The sequence below is a fragment of the Psychrobacter immobilis genome, assembly GCF_904846185.1.
Classification (GTDB): domain Bacteria; phylum Pseudomonadota; class Gammaproteobacteria; order Pseudomonadales; family Moraxellaceae; genus Psychrobacter; species Psychrobacter immobilis_B.
The window spans coordinates 202,054-219,700 of record NZ_CAJGZQ010000001.1 but is presented as its reverse complement, the minus strand read 5'-3'; the positions used below and the strand labels follow the sequence as shown (position 1 = coordinate 219,700).

Genomic DNA, 17,647 nt, shown 5'->3' with positions numbered 1-17,647 from the left:
TTGACCTGTACTAATTGCTCGTTTGGCTTGACCATACAACACCCAAGTGGTTTGTATGAAAGCTCTAATTAATCTATCTTGTATAAGCGAAAGCTTATAGAATAAAAGAAAGAATATTTCGATATCACCTTTAACCTTGATTCAGTTAGGTTACAAGTTGATCGACCATAAACTAAACACTTATAGTCAAACAATAAAAATAACAGACTCATATCTAACCCCCTTTGCTGACGACAATAGCATGATGGCACCACCTGATCCCTTCCCGAACTCAGAAGTGAAACATCATTGCGCCAATGGTAGTGTGGATTCGTCCATGTGAGAGTAGGTCATCGTCAGCTCTCTATTCTGAAAAGAGTCATCCTTAACCGGGTGGCTCTTTTTTTTATCTTTTATTCCTAGTGACCTACTGCGCCGTCAAAGTAAAGCACTACTTTACTTTGACGGCGCTCAGGTAATCGTTAGCTCTCTATTCCTAGGAAACTCCCTCCGCTTTCGCGAAGGGAGTTTTCTTTGTTTCTGATGGTTCTATATTATCAACTAAGGTAGTATGATAAATTTAAATTAAATGTTGGAACGAAAAGATGCTAACGGATATATTTGCTTATCGATACTTAAATTTTCCAATTTGGAAGGATTTTTCGGAGTCAGAAACACGACTTCTTAATCAGTTATATAGTGTTGTGAAGGAAGCAATTCCATATTATACGTCTAATGGTGAACCCATAAAAGAAAGTATAGAAAAATGGCAAACGTTGCATGATGATTTAGCTAGAGAGTTAGGCATAGATGAACTTTTTAAAAGGTACTACTCATATACTAGTAAAAATCATTTAGGTCAATCTGTGCCTGTGAGTGGATTCTTTAGCTGGAATTATGTCTGTGAGAAATTCGTTAAGTCTGAGTACTCATCTAAGGTTAATGATCCAGATACGTTCATGAAGGAAAGAATAAGTTTTGTCGAACTTGCAATGCGTATCAGATATGAAGAATTAGAAACAGTTAACGCAAGTCTACCTAGAGCGTTATCTCAAGCAAAAGTACGCGACGCAAATTCTAGACATAGAATACATGCTAATAATAGTACAGCAGAACGATTAAAAGTATGGAATAAAACTTTGAATGATACATATGTATCTCAAGTTGAAGAAATTAACGAGCGATTTCGTCGTGCAAAAGCACCGCTAACATTACATAACGGTTTTATTCAGATATCTACTGATGCCGTAATTGAAAAAAATATAGCTAAACCATTCTGGGATGTTGTATCAGATCCTCTTTGGAGGAATGTTGATATAGATATAAAAGAGGCTTTAGATCGTAGAGATTCAAATGATAAAGACCCTGCACTATTTGCTGCTAAAGCATTAGAAAGTGCGATCAAAATTGTATCGGATCAGAAAGATTTGACTTTAGGAAATGAAAGAGGAGCTTCAAACTATATAGATAATCTTGTACGTAAAAATAATGGAAGATATATAGATATTTGGGAAGCTGATATTCTTAAGGATTATTTCCGTAAAGTAAGAAATACTTTAGGTCATGGGCCTGGTAGTGATCCAATGCCGGAGCTCACTATTGAGCAAACAGATTGGGCTATTGAATCAGCAATGTCTTGGATTAGAACACTGGTTAGAAGATTGTAATAAAACTGAATAGTAAGTTTCTTATTAGCATTATAGTCTGCACTATATTAATGTTTTAGCTCTAAAAGCTTATTTTGTAAAATTTAAAACAACTCCCCAACCTCAAACACTTCCTCAAAATCAAATCCTAACTGCTCGCCCTTACGCTGTCTCATTTGCTCTATACGCAGCTTACGTCCTGCGATAAGCCTTAGCACCTCGCGTTGCTGCTCTGTCGTCATATCATGCCATCGCTGGCGCTCCGTTCGACTGCGCAGGCAACCAAAGCAATAGCCTTTTTTATTGCTTTGGCAAAGACCAATGCATGGATTGGCAATCTCAAACAGCTCAAACTGTTGGTTCATGGCGACTCCATGGCTATTATCGTCATTCCTTTGACTTGCATAAAACTATTATGGCAACATTATTATGTCGCAAATACTGACTAATGGTGTGCCGTTTTATTGTTATTATTTTTGTTTGGCGGGTGCTATGCTTAGCGTCACTAGTCTATATAAGATAATCATAACAAAATTAATAAGTGAGATGATACGTGAACTTGATTTATATCCATGGACTGGACAGTGATGCGAACTCTACCAAGGGAATGCTATTAGAAAAATACTGCCAGCATCATCATCCTGATATCAATGTACTGCGTCCCGATTTGAATAAATCGCCACAAGACGTGTTCGATAAACTGATAAGTCTAGTTGAGGAATGGGGCAGCGACTCAAAAGTTATGTTCGTTGGTAGCTCATTGGGTGGCTATTTTTCTACCTTGGTGAGCAATCATACAGGCTGTGCGGCTTTACTATTAAATCCTAGTACTCAGCCACATGTGACATTACAGCGCTTTGCTCATGACTTACTGCTAAATAACGATAGTGATGAAGGTCAAGGCGAAGATGAATTGCCAAAGAATCAAATTCTCTATACGACTGCTGGCGGTTGGGATATTACTTCTGCGGATTTGCAATGGTTTGCAGATCATCAGTTATCAGAAATTCATTATCCTAAAAAAATTGCGGTATTTATCAAAGAAGACGATGAGTTATTAAATCCTGAATTGTCTAAAGCCTTTTATCAACAGCAAGGGAGTACGGTTATTTTACAAGCGGGTGGCGATCATCGGTTTAGTGACTTTGGTGAGCAGTTGCCGATGGTGATAAATATGCTACAAGATTTAGTACGAGTCTAAACAGGCGACATTATATGACGTGAGCGATGGACTATTAACCTTAACGTCGCTATTTTTGGTTATAATGGTTGAATAGAATTAATCAGACATGAATCGTTAAGGATGCATTTGTGAGTCAATATAATGCGCAATCGTTAGAAGTTTTAGAAGGGCTTGAGCCAGTACGTCGTCGTCCAGGTATGTATACCGACACCACCCGCCCAAACCATCTGGCGCAAGAGGTTATCGATAATTCAGTTGATGAAGCGTTGGCGGGTTATGCGAAAACCATCAAGGTGCAACTGCATAGTGATGGCTCGTTGTCTGTCGAAGATGATGGGCGCGGTATGCCGACGGATATTCATCCAGAGTTTAATCAATCAGGTATTGAGCTGATTTTAACCCGTTTGCATGCGGGTGGTAAGTTTTCGACTTCTAATTATGAAGTGTCAGGCGGTCTGCATGGTGTGGGTATCTCTGTCGTCAATGCGTTATCAACACGTGTTGAGGTAACGGTATGGCGTGATAGTACACAGTTTGATATGGCGTTTGAAAATGGCGCACCAGTTACGCCGTTGACTGAAGCAATCAGCTCAAACAAACGCAAACGTGGTACCAGAGTGCATTTTTGGGCAGATGGTCGCTTTTTTGATACGCCTAAATTTAATGTCAAGCAGCTCAAGCACAATCTAAAAGCCAAAGCGGTGCTGGCAGCTGGGCTGACGATTGAATTTGTCGATGATATTAATAATGAAAAGGTGGTTTGGCAGTTTACTGACGGAGTGGTCGAATATCTAAGCGAACAGTTAGATGGTTTAGAAACCTTACCTGAAGCACCGTTTTATTATAATTACGATGCAAAAGCGGGCGAACGTGCTGCTATTACCTTTGCCTTGTCTTGGTTGCCTGATGGTGGCACGCCAATTCAAGAAAGCTATGTAAACCTGATCCCTACTGCTCAAGGTGGTACGCATGTTAATGGTCTGCGAACGGGTATCTTAGAGGCATTGCGTGAGTTTTGCGATATTCATAATTTGCTGCCACGGAGTGTCAAGCTAACGGCAGAAGATGTCTGGGATGGAGTGAACTACATCCTATCACTCAAGTTTTCTGAGCCGCAATTTTCTGGACAGACCAAAGAGCGCTTATCTAGCCGCGAAGCTGCTGGGGCAGTACAGACATTGGCAAAAGATGCTTTTAGTCTGTGGTTAAATCAGCATGCCGATATGGGTACTCAAATCGCAGAGCTGGCGATTAATAAAGCTGGACGTCGTCTCAAGTCTGCCAAAAAAGTCGCCCGTAAGAAAATAACGCAAGGTCCTGCGTTGCCGGGTAAGTTGGCAGATTGTCGCGGTGATTTGCGTGATGGTGCTGAGCTGTTTTTGGTAGAAGGGGATTCTGCGGGTGGTAGTGCGAAGCAAGCACGCGATCGTCATTATCAGGCGATTTTACCTTTGCGTGGGAAAATTCTAAATACGTGGGAGGTGTCATCAGATACGGTATTATCGAGCCAAGAGATTCATGATATCGCTATTGCTATCGGTGTCGATCCTGCCTCTGACGATTTGTCTGAGCTGCGGTATGACAAGGTATGTATCTTAGCGGATGCGGATTCTGATGGTCTGCATATCGCCACGCTCATCTGCGCCCTATTTGTTAAGCATTTTCCTGCCTTGGTGGATGCGGGTCATTTATTTGTCGCCATGCCGCCGTTATATCGAGTAGACGTGGGCAAAGAGGTGCATTATGCGTTAGATGAGCCTGAGCTTCAGCACATTTTGGCCAATGTGCCGGGCAATAAAAAAGCGCAGATTACCCGTTTTAAAGGCTTGGGTGAAATGAGTGCAGAGCAGTTACGTGAGACGACCATGAACCGTGATACTCGGCGTTTAGTTCAGCTAGATATGGATGACATGGTGTTGACTAATAGCGTCATGGATATGCTGTTGGCTAAAAAACGTGCTGCTGATCGCAAGGTTTGGCTTGAGAATAAAGGCAATTTGGCTGACATATCCTAATGGGCTTGATGGGTATGTCCGTCAATAGCTATATATTTATATAAGTTTATAAACCAGTAAGCTGGCAAGCAATAAAAGCCTATAAAATTCAATTTAGTTGTATAAGCTTAATGTTATTATGTAGGTATCTTTTATTATGTGGTGCCGTCATGACATCAAAGTTATTTAATCGCTCAAAAGCTGCTGCTTCTCAGTCTGTAAACTCTAAAATATTGCCCAAGCTTAGTAAAAAGCAGCTGGGTAGTTTAGTCCCGAAACGCGGTAATAAAATTGCGCCAGTGATTGCCTCAGCTATGCTAAAAGCTGCGGGTTGGCGTACGGTTGGAGAGATTCCAAATATTTCACAAGCTGTAGTTTTAGCGCTGCCGCATACTTCGAATATTGATGGGGTTTATGCGATACCCAGTTTATTCGCCTTAGATTTAAAAATTAGTATTATGGGTAAGCATACGTTATTTAAAGTGCCCGTATTTGCTCAGCTATTAAGCTGGATAGGGGTGATTCCCATTGATCGTAGTGATAAAGGCTCCGTATTACAGGCCAGTATTGATAAGTTCAAAACAGGTAAGCCACTATTTTTGGGTTTAGCACCGGAAGGTACTCGTCAATATACTGAAACTTGGAAATCAGGCTTCTATTATTTAGCAGTGGGCGCTGGTGTACCTATTTTGCCAGTAGCGATGGATTACAAAACCAAAGAAATACGCTTTATGTCGTTGGTTTATCCTAGTGGTGATATCGAAGCAGATTTACCAAAAATTTATGCTCAGTATAAAGGGGTGGTACCAAGACATCCTGAGCGCTTATCTCAACCATTACAAGATATCAATCATTCAGCTGAATAAAGTTTTTAAATGAGTTATGAGTATCTGTATTATATTAAGACCCCCTGACAGATTAATGTCAGGGGGTCTTTTGTTTGTGAGGATGAATCTTAAGAATGGCTAAAAAACTAAGCATTGAGTTAGCTGTTGAACGTACTAACCCCGCCATCAACAGGTAAATTCATGCCAGTAATGATGGCAGCATCATCACTGGCTAAAAACATCACAGCGGCGGTTACATCAAACGGTGTCGCTGTCTTCCCTAGTGGAGAGTGGCTAATAAATGGATTTGGACTGATATCCGTTGCCACCAATCCAGCAGATACGGCATTAATACGTACATTATTTGGTATATTCTCTAATGCCAGCTTCTTTGTAACATCAGTCAAATCCCTTTGCCTAGCTTTATAGGTCTCTATATTCCAGTCTGCTGATATCTCCGTTAGCGTTGATACATTAACGATATTGCCTTGTGTTTTTATCAGTTCTGGAATAACTGACTGATGAATGCCGACCGCAGTATCTATGTTGACCATCACATCAATATGTTTATATTTATCGCGTACATGCTTTATTAATCTTGCCGTTTGGGTCAGATCATTAATGTCACTGGTTACGGTAAGGTGGTTACCTGTATTGATCCATGTATGATCCTGTGGCAGGTCCTCGTAGATGTATTCTAAAATATCGTTATTAATACCAACGATTATACAATTCGCCCCTTCTTGTGCAAATCTAAGCGCCGTTGCACGACCAATATCAGAATCTGCACCTGTTATAATGACAGTTTTCTCTTTAAAGCGCTTCATAACGTTCAATCCTTTTTATTATATGATGGTCATTAAATAATTTTAATAAATGTCTCTAAAAAATGTAATCAAAGGCAGCCCATAAGCGATAAGTTTGACTGCAAATCATGCTACTTTGCTATTATCATAACAACTCATCGCCCTGAAAGCGACTGCATTTAATAAGGCTTATTTTGTTAAGTTTTTCGTTGGTAGCCTGTCGTTATAGTAAAAGAATTTGCGAATATTCAACATGCTCTAGTGTTATGCTCATCAATAGCAACTTACTATACAACGTGTCCATTCGATAATAAAAGGTTAACACTGTGTCTGACTCATCTATTACCCTATCTGATAATGATTGTCTTGTTAATGAGTTGACCTGCTATTTGCAGAAAGATGCTGTAGATATTGCTTTGACCAATATGCAGCATCTTGAGCATAAATATGACGCGTGTTACCGTGCTCAGCAATATCATTATCAATTGCCACTGGGTAACCTCTCATTACTTGAGCTCATATTGTATTTGCCTGCTAAAAGTAGTCTGGTCGATATTGAAGCTGCGCGTATGACGGTAGTAAAGGCCGCGCTCATATGGCACAAGACATATCTTACTCAGCATAAAAATAACGAAAACATTAGCCATAATATTTTAGTTTTTGATATTCAGCTCACGGATAAAGTTGAAGAAATCAATAAAACTAAGATAAATAACCAGCAACGACAACTTCTAAAACGGCTCACTCATGGTTTTGGTGTCCGCTATTTTATGGAAGATTTGGTTGTGGATATGAGCGACAGTATGCAGCAGCTACAAGTTTTTAGCTGGCATGACTGGCAGGCGATATTAGCAAGCCTACAAGCACCATGCGAGTTATGGCGATTTTTGCATTATCGTTTAGGGCAATTACAGTATTCAGCCAGTAATCATGTCGCTAGCTTTGAATCAGAAGCAGATCTAGTCACTCAGTTTTTACATCGCCCAACTTTATTTACGGACGCTATCGTAGTAGATAATGCACTCATCAAGTACGAGGTGCAAGATGAGCCCAATCCTGCATTAGTCGCTATGACGCTTGCCTACAAAAATAAAAGCACGACTGCGCACATGTATGATCAGCATATGGCGCAAGCGGCAGCTCTGTGGTCGCAGCTAAGCACCCAAATGATAGAGATGCTCGATGCAGAAGTACTAGACAATGCTGATAAAGAGACACTAGGAATAAAACGCTGTTATTGGCAACAGCAGCTATTGGACGAGTCTTTATTTTCGCGCCATGAGCTGGTTCGAACTCTATATAGACATCCTAAACAAGGACATGGTCTGCAAAAAGAAGGTTATGTCGTCCATCAGCACTCTTATGAGAGCTTGGGACGGCATTATGTATTAATATTTTATGGACAAGATGTTGAGAGCCAGCACAGTAAACAGGCTATTCAGCCAAACTTAGCAAAGATTGCACAGGATGTTGCGAGCCGCCTGCCAATAGCCGAGCTGCATCATGTGATTGTATTGGGCATTGATTTTATTGACGAGTCTAATGACACCTTTATTGATATCGATTTATGGATTCAACCCGTTGATCCGATGACCCAGCGTGAACGGCAGCTGACCAAGCAATTACAGCGCTTAAACCAACAGCATAAAAAGCAAACGACAAATAACTTATCAGCAAGTAAAAATGAGTCAATGCGAATGCAATTAAATTTGAATATACCTGCACGGAAGACCAAGTCCTGAGTATGATTTTGTAGCGATGTTTTGTAGCGAGATTTTCATAGAAACTAAATTTACGCCATAAAAAAAGACAGCCTAGGCTGTCCTTTTTATTCAAAATATATCGTTAACGATGACTTATTTTAAGTCGTTATTATCAATATCAGTAAAGCCTTTATTACTTGGCGCTAGACTTGAACCAGTGTCGATATCGTCATCACTTGTTTCAACGTGAGTGATATCTACATGACCCGTACTAAGATTGCTGGTATCGACACTGCTAGTAGGTAAGTCACTAGTCATTGTACCTGAAGCAGCAGGCGTGTTCTCTCGAACTGAGTCAGCAACTTTTTCTTGTGTACTTGAGCTAGCATGAAGAGCAGATTTCGCTTTAGCTTCTTCACGTTCTTTGTCCATTTTATCCTGCATTTTACGTAGGAAACGTGCAGCGGCTTCTTGACCACCAAGACCAAATGAAAGGGCAAAGGCTACCGCTACGGCACCTAGTGTTAGACCAAATGCTAGGTTAACGATAGAATCAGCAATACCCATCGCTTTTAGACCCATGGCAAGTACTAAACCCATGATTAGTACACGGACGATGTTTGCTAAGAATTGTGAGCCTTGCTCAGAACGCTCAACGACACCTGCAATGATATTGGCAAGCCAGAAGCCAATAAATAGGATAATTGCGCCCAAGATAATGTTGGCACCAAACGCAATAAACATGGCGATAATGGCAGAGATAGGCTCAAAACCTAGCAAGTCAGCGGCGGCAATTGAGGCAAATAACATCGCAAAGAAGATAATCGCATAACCAACAAGGTCAGAGACTCTCTTATCGCCCATGGTTTCTTGTAAACCAACTTTCGCAGGCAATTGATTAATCTCAGTGTTTTCGATCAAACCTTTGATGATATTGGCAACCATGCGTACCACATAGAAGGTCACGACTAAAATCGCAACTGCCATAAAGATGTTTGGCAATGCTTCCATGATTTTGTTCAGCATGTTTGTCGCAGGACGAGCAATCACTTCAATTTTTAATGCGTTTAATGCAGCAATAATAGTTGGAATGATCACTACTAAAAATGCCAATGAACCAGCGATATTAGGCAAGCTGTTTTTTTCGCTTAAGCCTGCTTTTGTAGCCAATTCTTGAACATTAAAAGTAGACACAAGATTGGTCACAATGCCGCGTACCACTTTGGCAATGATATAACCGACGACAAAGACAACACCTGCAATGAGGATGTTAGGGATAAAGCTAAAGATTTTATCAACCATATTAGTCAATGGAGCAAATAAACCATCAAGCTCTAATTTACCTAATACCATCGTCAAAACAACCAACAAGATAAACCAATAAACCATATCGGCAATCGTGCTGCTCATTGGTTTTACACCTGCCTGAGCACTTAAACGCTCATCCATCGACGTTTTCGCCAATGCCGCATTGATAGCTGTGCGGGCAACGGTAGCCAAGACCCAACCAATAATACCCACAGCGATAGCGCCGATAAGATTAGGAATAAATGCTAAGACTTGATTGACCATATTTGCAAACGGTGTCGAGATTGAGTTCAAATTCAATTGGTTCAGCGCCCCAGAAATCGCGATGATAAAGATAAACCAAAATACAATCTTTGAGATAATACCTTCTAAATCGTAGGTCTTACCTGTTGAAGAGTTCATGCGTTGGTTCAGATTGACTCTAGATAATACATTACGAACCAGTGCCGCGATACCCAGTGCCACTAGCCAACCAATAATAAATATTAAAATAGCACCAATAATAGAGCCGATCGGCCCACCAAGATAACCGTTAAAAGATGTGTACATTGGATTCATCTTATCCTCCTTTAATCATCATACGAAAGCCACTCAACAATATCATCAGTACAGCTATTGTTGAGCGAAACCAATACATAGATGGTTATAATTAATAGTATTTTTAAAGTAAGTTATGCGGTGATATTATAATTTTTGAGTAGGTAACCTTATCAAAAAACGTTGGTTTCCCTCGTGTTAATTGTTCTACTGCCAATGTTAATCATCCATGATAAAGACGTACACTCGGTTACTTATCACCTTAACTCATTTAGCTTAGCTGATGTATTAGTGGATTTAAAGATAGAAAGCTTAACGTGTTACTGTATTTGTGTGATAACTTGTTATTATGATGAGAAATATTAACATAGACTGTACATTCGCCCGATAATTTGACGGCAAACATGGTTCCTAAAACTAAGATTTGTTATTATAGGAACATGTGACATCTCGCCACTATCCTTACAATTTGAGAGTACTTTATGAAAAAAATCACTACTTTAAGCGTTGGTGCACTTGCTAGTGCTATGTTGTTGGTAACAGGCTGTAGCACAAATAACGGTAACCAAGAGACAGCTGCTAAAAGCGTTTCAATCACCGAGCAAAGCTCAGCAAATGAAAAAGTAGGTTATAGCTTAGGCTTCATGATGGCTGAAGGTAACAAAGAAGCGGTCGGTGACCTGAATCTTGATACCTTTGAAAAAGGCTTCCGTGATGGTTATGAAGGCAATAAATCAGCATTGACTCAAGAACAAATGCAGGAAGTGTTGACGACTTATCAAAAAGAGCAAGAAGAAAAGTTCGTTAAAGATATGGAAACAAAAGCTGGAGAAAACAAAACCAAAGGCGCTGCATTCTTAGCAGAAAATGCTAAAAAAGAAGGCGTCAAAGAAACGGCTTCTGGCTTACAGTACAAAGTTATCACCGCAGGTACGGGTAAATCACCAAAAGCGACTGACGTGGTTGAAGTGAACTACGAAGGTAAGTTAATCGATGGCACAGTATTTGATAGCTCTTATGAGCGCGGTGAGCCAATTGAGTTTCCGTTGAACCAAGTTATTGCTGGCTGGACAGAAGGTCTACAGCTGATGAAAGAGGGCGGCAAATACGAGTTTTATATCCCATCAGATATTGCTTATGGCGAAGCGGGTAACGCAGGTATCGAGCCAAACAGCACCCTTATCTTTACAGTTGAGCTATTAAAAGTAAAATAATACTTAGTACGCACCCTAGTGAACCAGTGTTAAAAAATAAAATCATAAAAAAGCCCTCATAATATTATTAGGGCTTTTTTATGACTAGAGATTGAGCATCTAAAGAGTTTTTTGAAAGACTTTAGAATTACGACCATTATGGTATTTTTCTTGACGCGATGCAGGTAACGCGCTGGCCTCGACTTCGGCAAAGCCTTGCTCGACGAACCAATGTGCCGTCCGTGTCGTTAATACAAACAACTTGTGCAGACCATGACTGCGTGCTTGTTGCTCTAAAAATGCCAGTAAGTCCGCACCGCGACTACCGCTACGATAATCGGGATGTACGGCGACACAGGCAACTTCTGCTGATTCTGCATCCAATGGATATAGCGCCGCGCAGCCCAAAATCATACCATCACGCTCAATGACACTATAATTATCAATCTCTTGCTCTAAGCGTTCGCGTGAGCGGCTGACTAATATGCCTTGCTCTTCTAGCGGTGATAACAGCTCAATCAGTCCGACCACATCGTCAATATTGGCACGACGAATCTCTTCGTAAGGGTCGTGGCTGATAAGAGTGCCAGAGCCATCACGAGTGAATAACTCTTCTAATAAGGCACCATCTTTGGCGTACGAGATAATATGGGTGCGATGGACGCCTTGGCGGCAAGCCAAACTGGCGCAATTTAAGAAATAATTGATCTCGCAATTTAAATCACGATCACGTAAGAAGCGATCGACTTCATTAGGAATCATCTCCCTTAATAAGCGATCATCGTCATTGATGCCTGCTTCTTCACCTAAGAAGATAAGCTTATCAGCACCCAGTGCCACAGCTGCACTGAGCGCCACGTCTTCAGCCAACAAATTAAAGACTTCACCAGTCGCTGAATAACCCATTGAGCCTAAAATCACAATATGGTCGTGTAGCAGGTTGTTTTTGATGGCCTCAACATCGATAGAGCGCACTTCGCCAGTCATTTGGTAATCGATACCATCACGAATACCGTAAGGACGTGCGGTCACAAAATTGCCTGAAATGGCATCGATGCGTGAACCATACATAGGTGAATTGGCCAGTCCCATCGACAGCTGTGCTTCGAGTTGTAGGCGAATAGCGCCTACCGCTTGTAAAATAGCAGGCATCGCCACGCGCGGTGTAATTCGAATGTCTTGATGCAGTGGGGAGGTAATGTCAGCATCTTTTAAGTTCTTTTCGATTTGCGGTCGCGCTCCATGTACCAATACCAGCTTGATACCTAAGCTATGTAATAAAGCAAAATCATGAATAAGGGTGCTGAAATTTGGATGATTGACCGCCTCACCACCAAACATAATCACGAACGTTTTGCCGCGATGGGTATTGATATAGGGGGCAGAGTTACGGAACCAATAGACGTATTCAGGGTTGATTTGGGGCATGGCGCTAGTAGTCATAATAAGGGCAATAGTAGTGAGAATAAGAAAAGGGGCGTAGCAAAAAATGCCTATCGCTAAAGAATTACCATAGCAAAAAACGCCGTTATGAGCTATCTTTTATTTCAGTAGTATCAATCAATTTTTATCACTGATCGATGATATACACAACCTCAACACGGGGTTAGTGTACGTACAAACACTTTTTGCTATGCTAAACGCTATTGCTTTACAGGCGATGAACGAAGATAATCAATAAAAATAAAAACTTTATACGCTAAGATTACCAGCTATGACAAGATAGACACCAGCAGCATAGACGTATGCAGCGCTTGCCATTAGCTGTCACTACAATCAGCAGCGATACTAGGTCTGCCAGTACTATAACAGTCGACCATTTATAGTGAGTTATGTTTCTTATAGCATGTTTCTTATAAGTGGGTATGTTCCGTCTAAATTGTGCTGCCTGTAAAAGATTCAATATACACCAAAAGTCATTCAATTTTTACCAGCTGCGTTTTACCGACATATTAACCAGGGATAATGAAAACCATGAAAAAAAGTAACCAATTTGCTAGCCCATTTAGTGCTTGGAGCGGACATCGCTTATTCCACGTTGTGGCTGGTACGCTCATCGGTGCGATGGTAGTGACGCAAGCCTCGGCAATGCTACCGACGCCAGAACAAGCCGTCGATAGTTCGGCAGCTGTACAGACCAATGCTACTAAAAGCAGCAACTCGAGTGCACAAGCCGTCAATAGTAAAATTACCGCGTCATTGATTAGCGTTGATGCAAACGGTCAAGAGGTTTTGGCTCCGGTGAATGCTAGTACGCGCCTGCAATCAGGTAATGTCTTGGAGTACCAAGGTTATTTTACCAATACCAATGCAGATCGCGTCCGTAAAATGACTGTGACGATGAGTATCCCTGAGCAGGTAGAGTTATTGCGTACAGTATCACCTGAGTTTCCATACGGCAGTGCGGACGGCAATACTTTTGCCCGTATGCCATTACGTGGAAAAGTGGATAACCAACTACAAGAAATTCCATTAAAGTATTATAAAGCGGTACGCTGGGATTTAGAGGGTGTTGGTCTTAATGACACCGTAGTGGTTAAATACCGTGCACGTGTGAAATAAGCCAGTCATTTAATATTAAATATTTTATCAGTGTGATTTATTTAATACTGGCTTAATATTCGTTTAATCACAAAAAGCATCACGGCTCGTTGCTGTGGTGCTTTTTTATGGGTTGTTAACAAGAAATTTTGGTACGCCGTTGCAAGGCGCTTAAAGCGTCGCGTATTTCTGGTTAGATTTTTCTTTGATTAATTGCTTGATGGCAGCCATTTGTTCGGTAGTAGCTTGCGAGCCTGCAGCTATGAGAGCACGGCGCTGGCTGGTATCTAGTGAGCTGATATGACTGACCGCAGGCGTAATCAGCACATCAGCACGATCTCGTTCACGCTGCATCGATGAGGCACGATTGGCGCTTGGCGGAGCTACAACATTACTCTCCAAAAATCCCCAAAAACTGCTTAATCCGTTGAGGTTTAATTTTTTATCAAGTGTAGAGACACCGCTAATATTGTTAATACCAGTATCTGTCACATCAACGGCAATAACAATATCAGCGCCCAAATCACGGGCGCTATCGACAGGTACTAGGCTGACCACGCCACCATCGATATATTTTTTACCGACCTTTTCGGGAATGCGCGGCGCAATAAAAATATTCGGTACGCTACAGGATGCTTGAACGGCAAGCCCCGCATCACCAGTGGTAAAAATGGCTTTTTTCAAAGTATGCTTCTCCGCTGCGACTGCTGCAAAGCGGATGGGAAAATCCTCTATTACTCGTCCATCGACTTTATCGTTGATAAAGTTCTTGAGTTTGATACCCTCGATGACACCTTGATTGGATAAGACAAAATCTGTCAATTCGCTATCTGTAGTGGTCAGTGCCAGTTGCTCAAGTTGTACTGGTGTGTAGCCGCTGGCATATAGGCTACCAACCAAGCTGCCGACGCTAGTGCCAACGATGAGCGTGGGTTTGATACCATTTGCTTCTAGTGCTTTAATCACCCCGACATGGGCGAAGCCTTTGGCACCACCGCCGCCCAATACCAACGCAATGTTAGGTTGCGCTATTTCAGGTGCTTCAGGTAACGGCTGCGCTGGCGTTAGAGCGCTACAAGCGCTGATAGATAATCCGAGTACGGCAATTAAGCTGGTGCATAGCACTCTTAGACTATGAAGAGGTTGTCGATACTGGGCAGGAGGGAACATAAAAACACCTTATAAAATGACCATAATACGGAAAATAAGACATCAGTTATTGATATGATACAAATGAGCCGTTTGACTTTCAGGCTTTTTGACGCAGTATTACTAAATAGCTGAGCATAAGCAATTGTATTGTCAGCTATAATGAAATGAGTCGGTGTTTCGATGTGTCCTGTTGATGACAGCTTTTTTATAAAAACTGTCATCATCTACGGTATATTGAAAATACTTGAATGAGTATACGAAAATTAAAAATAATATCGTTAGGATCTTTGATGTCAGTATCAGTGAACGCTTCTTTAACCAGCCCAACAGACCATATAAGGTCTGAGCTGCCACTCTCAGCGCTAGATATGCCAGTGACGGCACTGGCGGGTGTGGGATTAAAAGTCGCAGAACAGTTGGCACAATTGAATATTAAACGAATATTTGATTTATTGCTGCATCTGCCACGTGATTATGAAGATCGTAGCCGATTGCTGTCTATAGCAGAGGTGGGGCACGGGCAGTCTGCGTTGATTACTGGGCGTGTGGTGCACATCGACACCAAGCGCAGCGGTATGACGGTCGTGGTAGATGATGATACTGGCACCATATCGCTACGGTTTTTTAAGGTTTATCGTGGTCTTGCACAAACCATGAGCTTAGGGACGCAGCTGCAATTATTTGGCGAAGTAAAGGTGAGTCGTTATGGTAAGCAAATCCACCATCCTGAATATCGAATTATCAGTAGTAATGAGACGGTAGTAAATACCGGTTTGCAGCCCATTTATCCAAGTGTTAAAGGTTTGCATCAAAATAAGCTGCGTACCTTAATTAAGCTGGCATTACAGACGGTTCGCAGTGAAGGCTTGCCGATGACGCTGTTTACTCCTACAGACTTTGCAGTCGTGGCTGACTTGCCATTAGCACCTTTTGAACCAGCTAAAATACCGATAACAGAGACGGAGTATCCAGAAGATATATTCTCGACACTGGCGCGTAGTGTGCCAGATAATACGACTGGTCATAGCGTTAGTAGTGTCAATAAAACCAATGTCTATGATGCCAATAATAATACAAACAGTGATATCCATACAGTCGCTAATAGAACAGTTAATAACAACGTCTATAACCTGACGATATTTGAAGCCTTAGTATTACTGCATACGCCGCCGACTTATACCGACGCAGGACGACAATATCAGCTACTCACCCAGTTAAGTGCCCGTACTCATGCAGCATGCCAGCGTTTGATTATTGAAGAATTAACCGCCCATCAGCTCAGCTTGTTATATCGTCGTCAGCAACTGCATCAGCATAAAGCGCCCAAATGTGCCACGCAAAGTCCATTGACTGATCAGTTGTTTGCCGCATTACCATTTGATCTAACTAGCGCCCAGCAACGAGTCATGAAAGATATTACGGCTGATATGGCAACGTCCATCCCGATGTTGCGGTTGGTGCAGGGCGATGTTGGCGCGGGCAAGACTCTGGTCGCAGCGGGTGCAGCGGGTTATGCGCTTGATAGTGGTTGGCAAGTGGCTGTTATGGCACCCACAGAAATTTTAGCAGAGCAGCATTTGGTCAATTTCAAACAATGGTTTGAACCGTTAGGTATTGGTGTCGGCTGGCTTGCTGGGAAACAAACGGCGAAGCAGCGCCGCGAAGCATTGGAAGCAGTCGCAGAAAACACGGTGCAAGTGGTCGTCGGTACTCATGCACTGTTTCAAGAGCAGGTACAGTTTGCCAAATTGGGCTTAGTTATTATCGATGAACAACATCGCTTTGGTGTTGAGCAGCGTATGGCACTGACCAATAAAGGTGTGGCGAATAGCACGCCGCATCAGCTGATTATGACCGCTACCCCGATTCCGCGCACGCTGGCGATGAGCGTTTACGGTGATATGGATACCTCGATTATCGATGAATTGCCACCGGGGCGTACGCCAATTACTACGGTGACCATTGACCGTAATCGACGCGATGAAGTCATTGAGCGGATTGCGGTTAATTGTGAAGCGGGTAGGCAAGCGTACTGGGTTTGCTCGTTGGTCGAAGCGTCTAGTGTGCTGGATGCGCAAGCTGCTGAAGCCACTTATGAGGATTTAAATGAGCGCTTGAATATTCGCATTGGTCTTGTCCATGGCAAGATGAAATCCGTTGACAAACAAGCCATCATGCAAGAGTTTAAAACTGGCAATTTGGACTTGTTGATTGCCACAACAGTCATTGAAGTTGGGGTCGACGTACCTAATGCGTCGTTAATGGTCATCGAAAATGCCGAACGATTAGGTCTATCGCAATTACATCAGCTGCGCGGGCGAGTCGGGCGTGGCTCAACCAAAAGCTATTGCGTACTGTTATACCAAAAGCCATTATCAGAAACTGGTACAGAGCGCTTAAATGTCCTGCGTGATAGCACTGATGGTTTTGTCATTGCCCAAAAAGATTTGGAACTGCGTGGTCCCGGTGAGTTATTAGGCAAACGTCAAACGGGTAACGTCGGTTATTATTTGGCTGATCTGATACGTGACGAGCAGCTGTTTGCCATTGCTCAGCGTTTAGCCAAACATTTAATTGCAGATCCTACGCGCAAGGCAGATGTCAGCCAACTGATTCACCGCTGGATGCCTGAGGCAAGTCGTTATACCAATGCCTAAGGCGTGTCCTCAATTCAATCGATTATCCTTTAAATGGGCTAAAATGGCTAAATTAATGAAAAAAAAGAGGACAGCCAACGCTATCCTCTTCTGTTTTTTGACGTAGAGCCATCATCTGGAA

At 42.0% G+C, this 17,647-nt stretch carries 13 protein-coding genes and 1 rRNA gene; 9 read left to right on the top strand and 5 right to left on the bottom strand.

The annotated features are described in order from the left end of the window. The first annotated feature begins 226 nt into the window (after positions 1–226). Positions 227–341, top strand: a 5S ribosomal RNA gene (gene rrf, locus JMW94_RS00930). A 243-nt stretch (positions 342–584) separates the two neighbouring features. Continuing rightward, entirely contained in the window at positions 585–1,646 is a 1,062-nt protein-coding gene (locus JMW94_RS00925) for an AbiJ-NTD4 domain-containing protein (protein ID WP_201599819.1), read from the top strand. A gap of 83 nt (positions 1,647–1,729) precedes the next feature. On the opposite strand, the gene JMW94_RS00920 is transcribed toward JMW94_RS00925, so the two are convergent. Beyond that, a complete protein-coding gene (locus JMW94_RS00920; RefSeq protein WP_201599815.1) occupies positions 1,730–1,990 on the bottom strand; it encodes a DUF1289 domain-containing protein in 261 nt (86 codons plus the stop codon). Between the two features lie 188 nt (positions 1,991–2,178). Here JMW94_RS00920 and JMW94_RS00915 point away from each other — a divergent pair, with 188 nt between their 5' ends. The 3 genes from JMW94_RS00915 (at position 2,179) to JMW94_RS00905 (ending at position 5,668) form a co-directional block, all read left to right on the top strand. Further along, positions 2,179–2,826 carry a YqiA/YcfP family alpha/beta fold hydrolase gene (locus JMW94_RS00915; protein ID WP_201599812.1) on the top strand — a complete coding sequence of 216 codons (648 nt, stop codon included), beginning with the start codon at positions 2,179–2,181 and terminating at the stop codon, positions 2,824–2,826. Between the two features lie 110 nt (positions 2,827–2,936). Beyond that, positions 2,937–4,823: a DNA topoisomerase IV subunit B gene (parE, locus tag JMW94_RS00910; protein WP_201555228.1), complete on the top strand. Its 1,887-nt coding sequence runs from the start codon at positions 2,937–2,939 to the stop codon at positions 4,821–4,823. 149 nt (positions 4,824–4,972) lie between these two features. After that, entirely contained in the window at positions 4,973–5,668 is a 696-nt protein-coding gene (locus JMW94_RS00905) for a lysophospholipid acyltransferase family protein (RefSeq protein WP_227685363.1), read from the top strand. A 119-nt stretch (positions 5,669–5,787) separates the two neighbouring features. Here JMW94_RS00905 and JMW94_RS00900 read toward each other — a convergent pair whose 3' ends face one another. Further along, positions 5,788–6,456: an SDR family NAD(P)-dependent oxidoreductase gene (locus JMW94_RS00900; RefSeq protein ID WP_201555225.1), complete on the bottom strand. Its 669-nt coding sequence runs from the start codon at positions 6,454–6,456 to the stop codon at positions 5,788–5,790. Between the two features lie 305 nt (positions 6,457–6,761). Between JMW94_RS00900 and JMW94_RS00895 the strand changes: the two genes are divergently transcribed. Next, the gene (locus JMW94_RS00895) at positions 6,762–8,177 is read left to right on the top strand and encodes a hypothetical protein (protein WP_201599809.1); all 1,416 of its coding nucleotides are present in this window, start codon (positions 6,762–6,764) and stop codon (positions 8,175–8,177) included. A gap of 114 nt (positions 8,178–8,291) precedes the next feature. Here JMW94_RS00895 and JMW94_RS00890 read toward each other — a convergent pair whose 3' ends face one another. Continuing rightward, positions 8,292–10,004: a mechanosensitive ion channel gene (locus JMW94_RS00890; RefSeq protein WP_201599806.1), complete on the bottom strand. Its 1,713-nt coding sequence runs from the start codon at positions 10,002–10,004 to the stop codon at positions 8,292–8,294. 461 nt (positions 10,005–10,465) lie between these two features. Here JMW94_RS00890 and JMW94_RS00885 point away from each other — a divergent pair, with 461 nt between their 5' ends. Next, entirely contained in the window at positions 10,466–11,197 is a 732-nt protein-coding gene (locus JMW94_RS00885) for an FKBP-type peptidyl-prolyl cis-trans isomerase (RefSeq protein ID WP_193216953.1), read from the top strand. Positions 11,198–11,296: 99 nt separating this feature from the next. On the opposite strand, the gene argA is transcribed toward JMW94_RS00885, so the two are convergent. After that, a complete protein-coding gene (gene argA / locus JMW94_RS00880) occupies positions 11,297–12,619 on the bottom strand; it encodes an amino-acid N-acetyltransferase (RefSeq protein WP_201599805.1) in 1,323 nt (440 codons plus the stop codon). Between the two features lie 531 nt (positions 12,620–13,150). On the opposite strand from argA, the gene JMW94_RS00875 reads away from it, so the two are divergent. Next, on the top strand, positions 13,151–13,738 hold the full coding sequence (locus JMW94_RS00875; protein WP_055125406.1) for a hypothetical protein: 588 nt from the start codon (positions 13,151–13,153) through the stop codon (positions 13,736–13,738). Positions 13,739–13,888: 150 nt separating this feature from the next. On the opposite strand, the gene JMW94_RS00870 is transcribed toward JMW94_RS00875, so the two are convergent. Further along, the gene (locus JMW94_RS00870; RefSeq protein ID WP_201599803.1) at positions 13,889–14,887 is read right to left on the bottom strand and encodes a patatin-like phospholipase family protein; all 999 of its coding nucleotides are present in this window, start codon (positions 14,885–14,887) and stop codon (positions 13,889–13,891) included. A gap of 272 nt (positions 14,888–15,159) precedes the next feature. On the opposite strand from JMW94_RS00870, the gene recG reads away from it, so the two are divergent. Continuing rightward, complete coding sequence (gene recG, locus JMW94_RS00865) at positions 15,160–17,526, top strand: ATP-dependent DNA helicase RecG (protein WP_227685362.1); 2,367 nt, start codon at positions 15,160–15,162, stop codon at positions 17,524–17,526. The last annotated feature ends 121 nt before the right edge of the window (positions 17,527–17,647 follow it).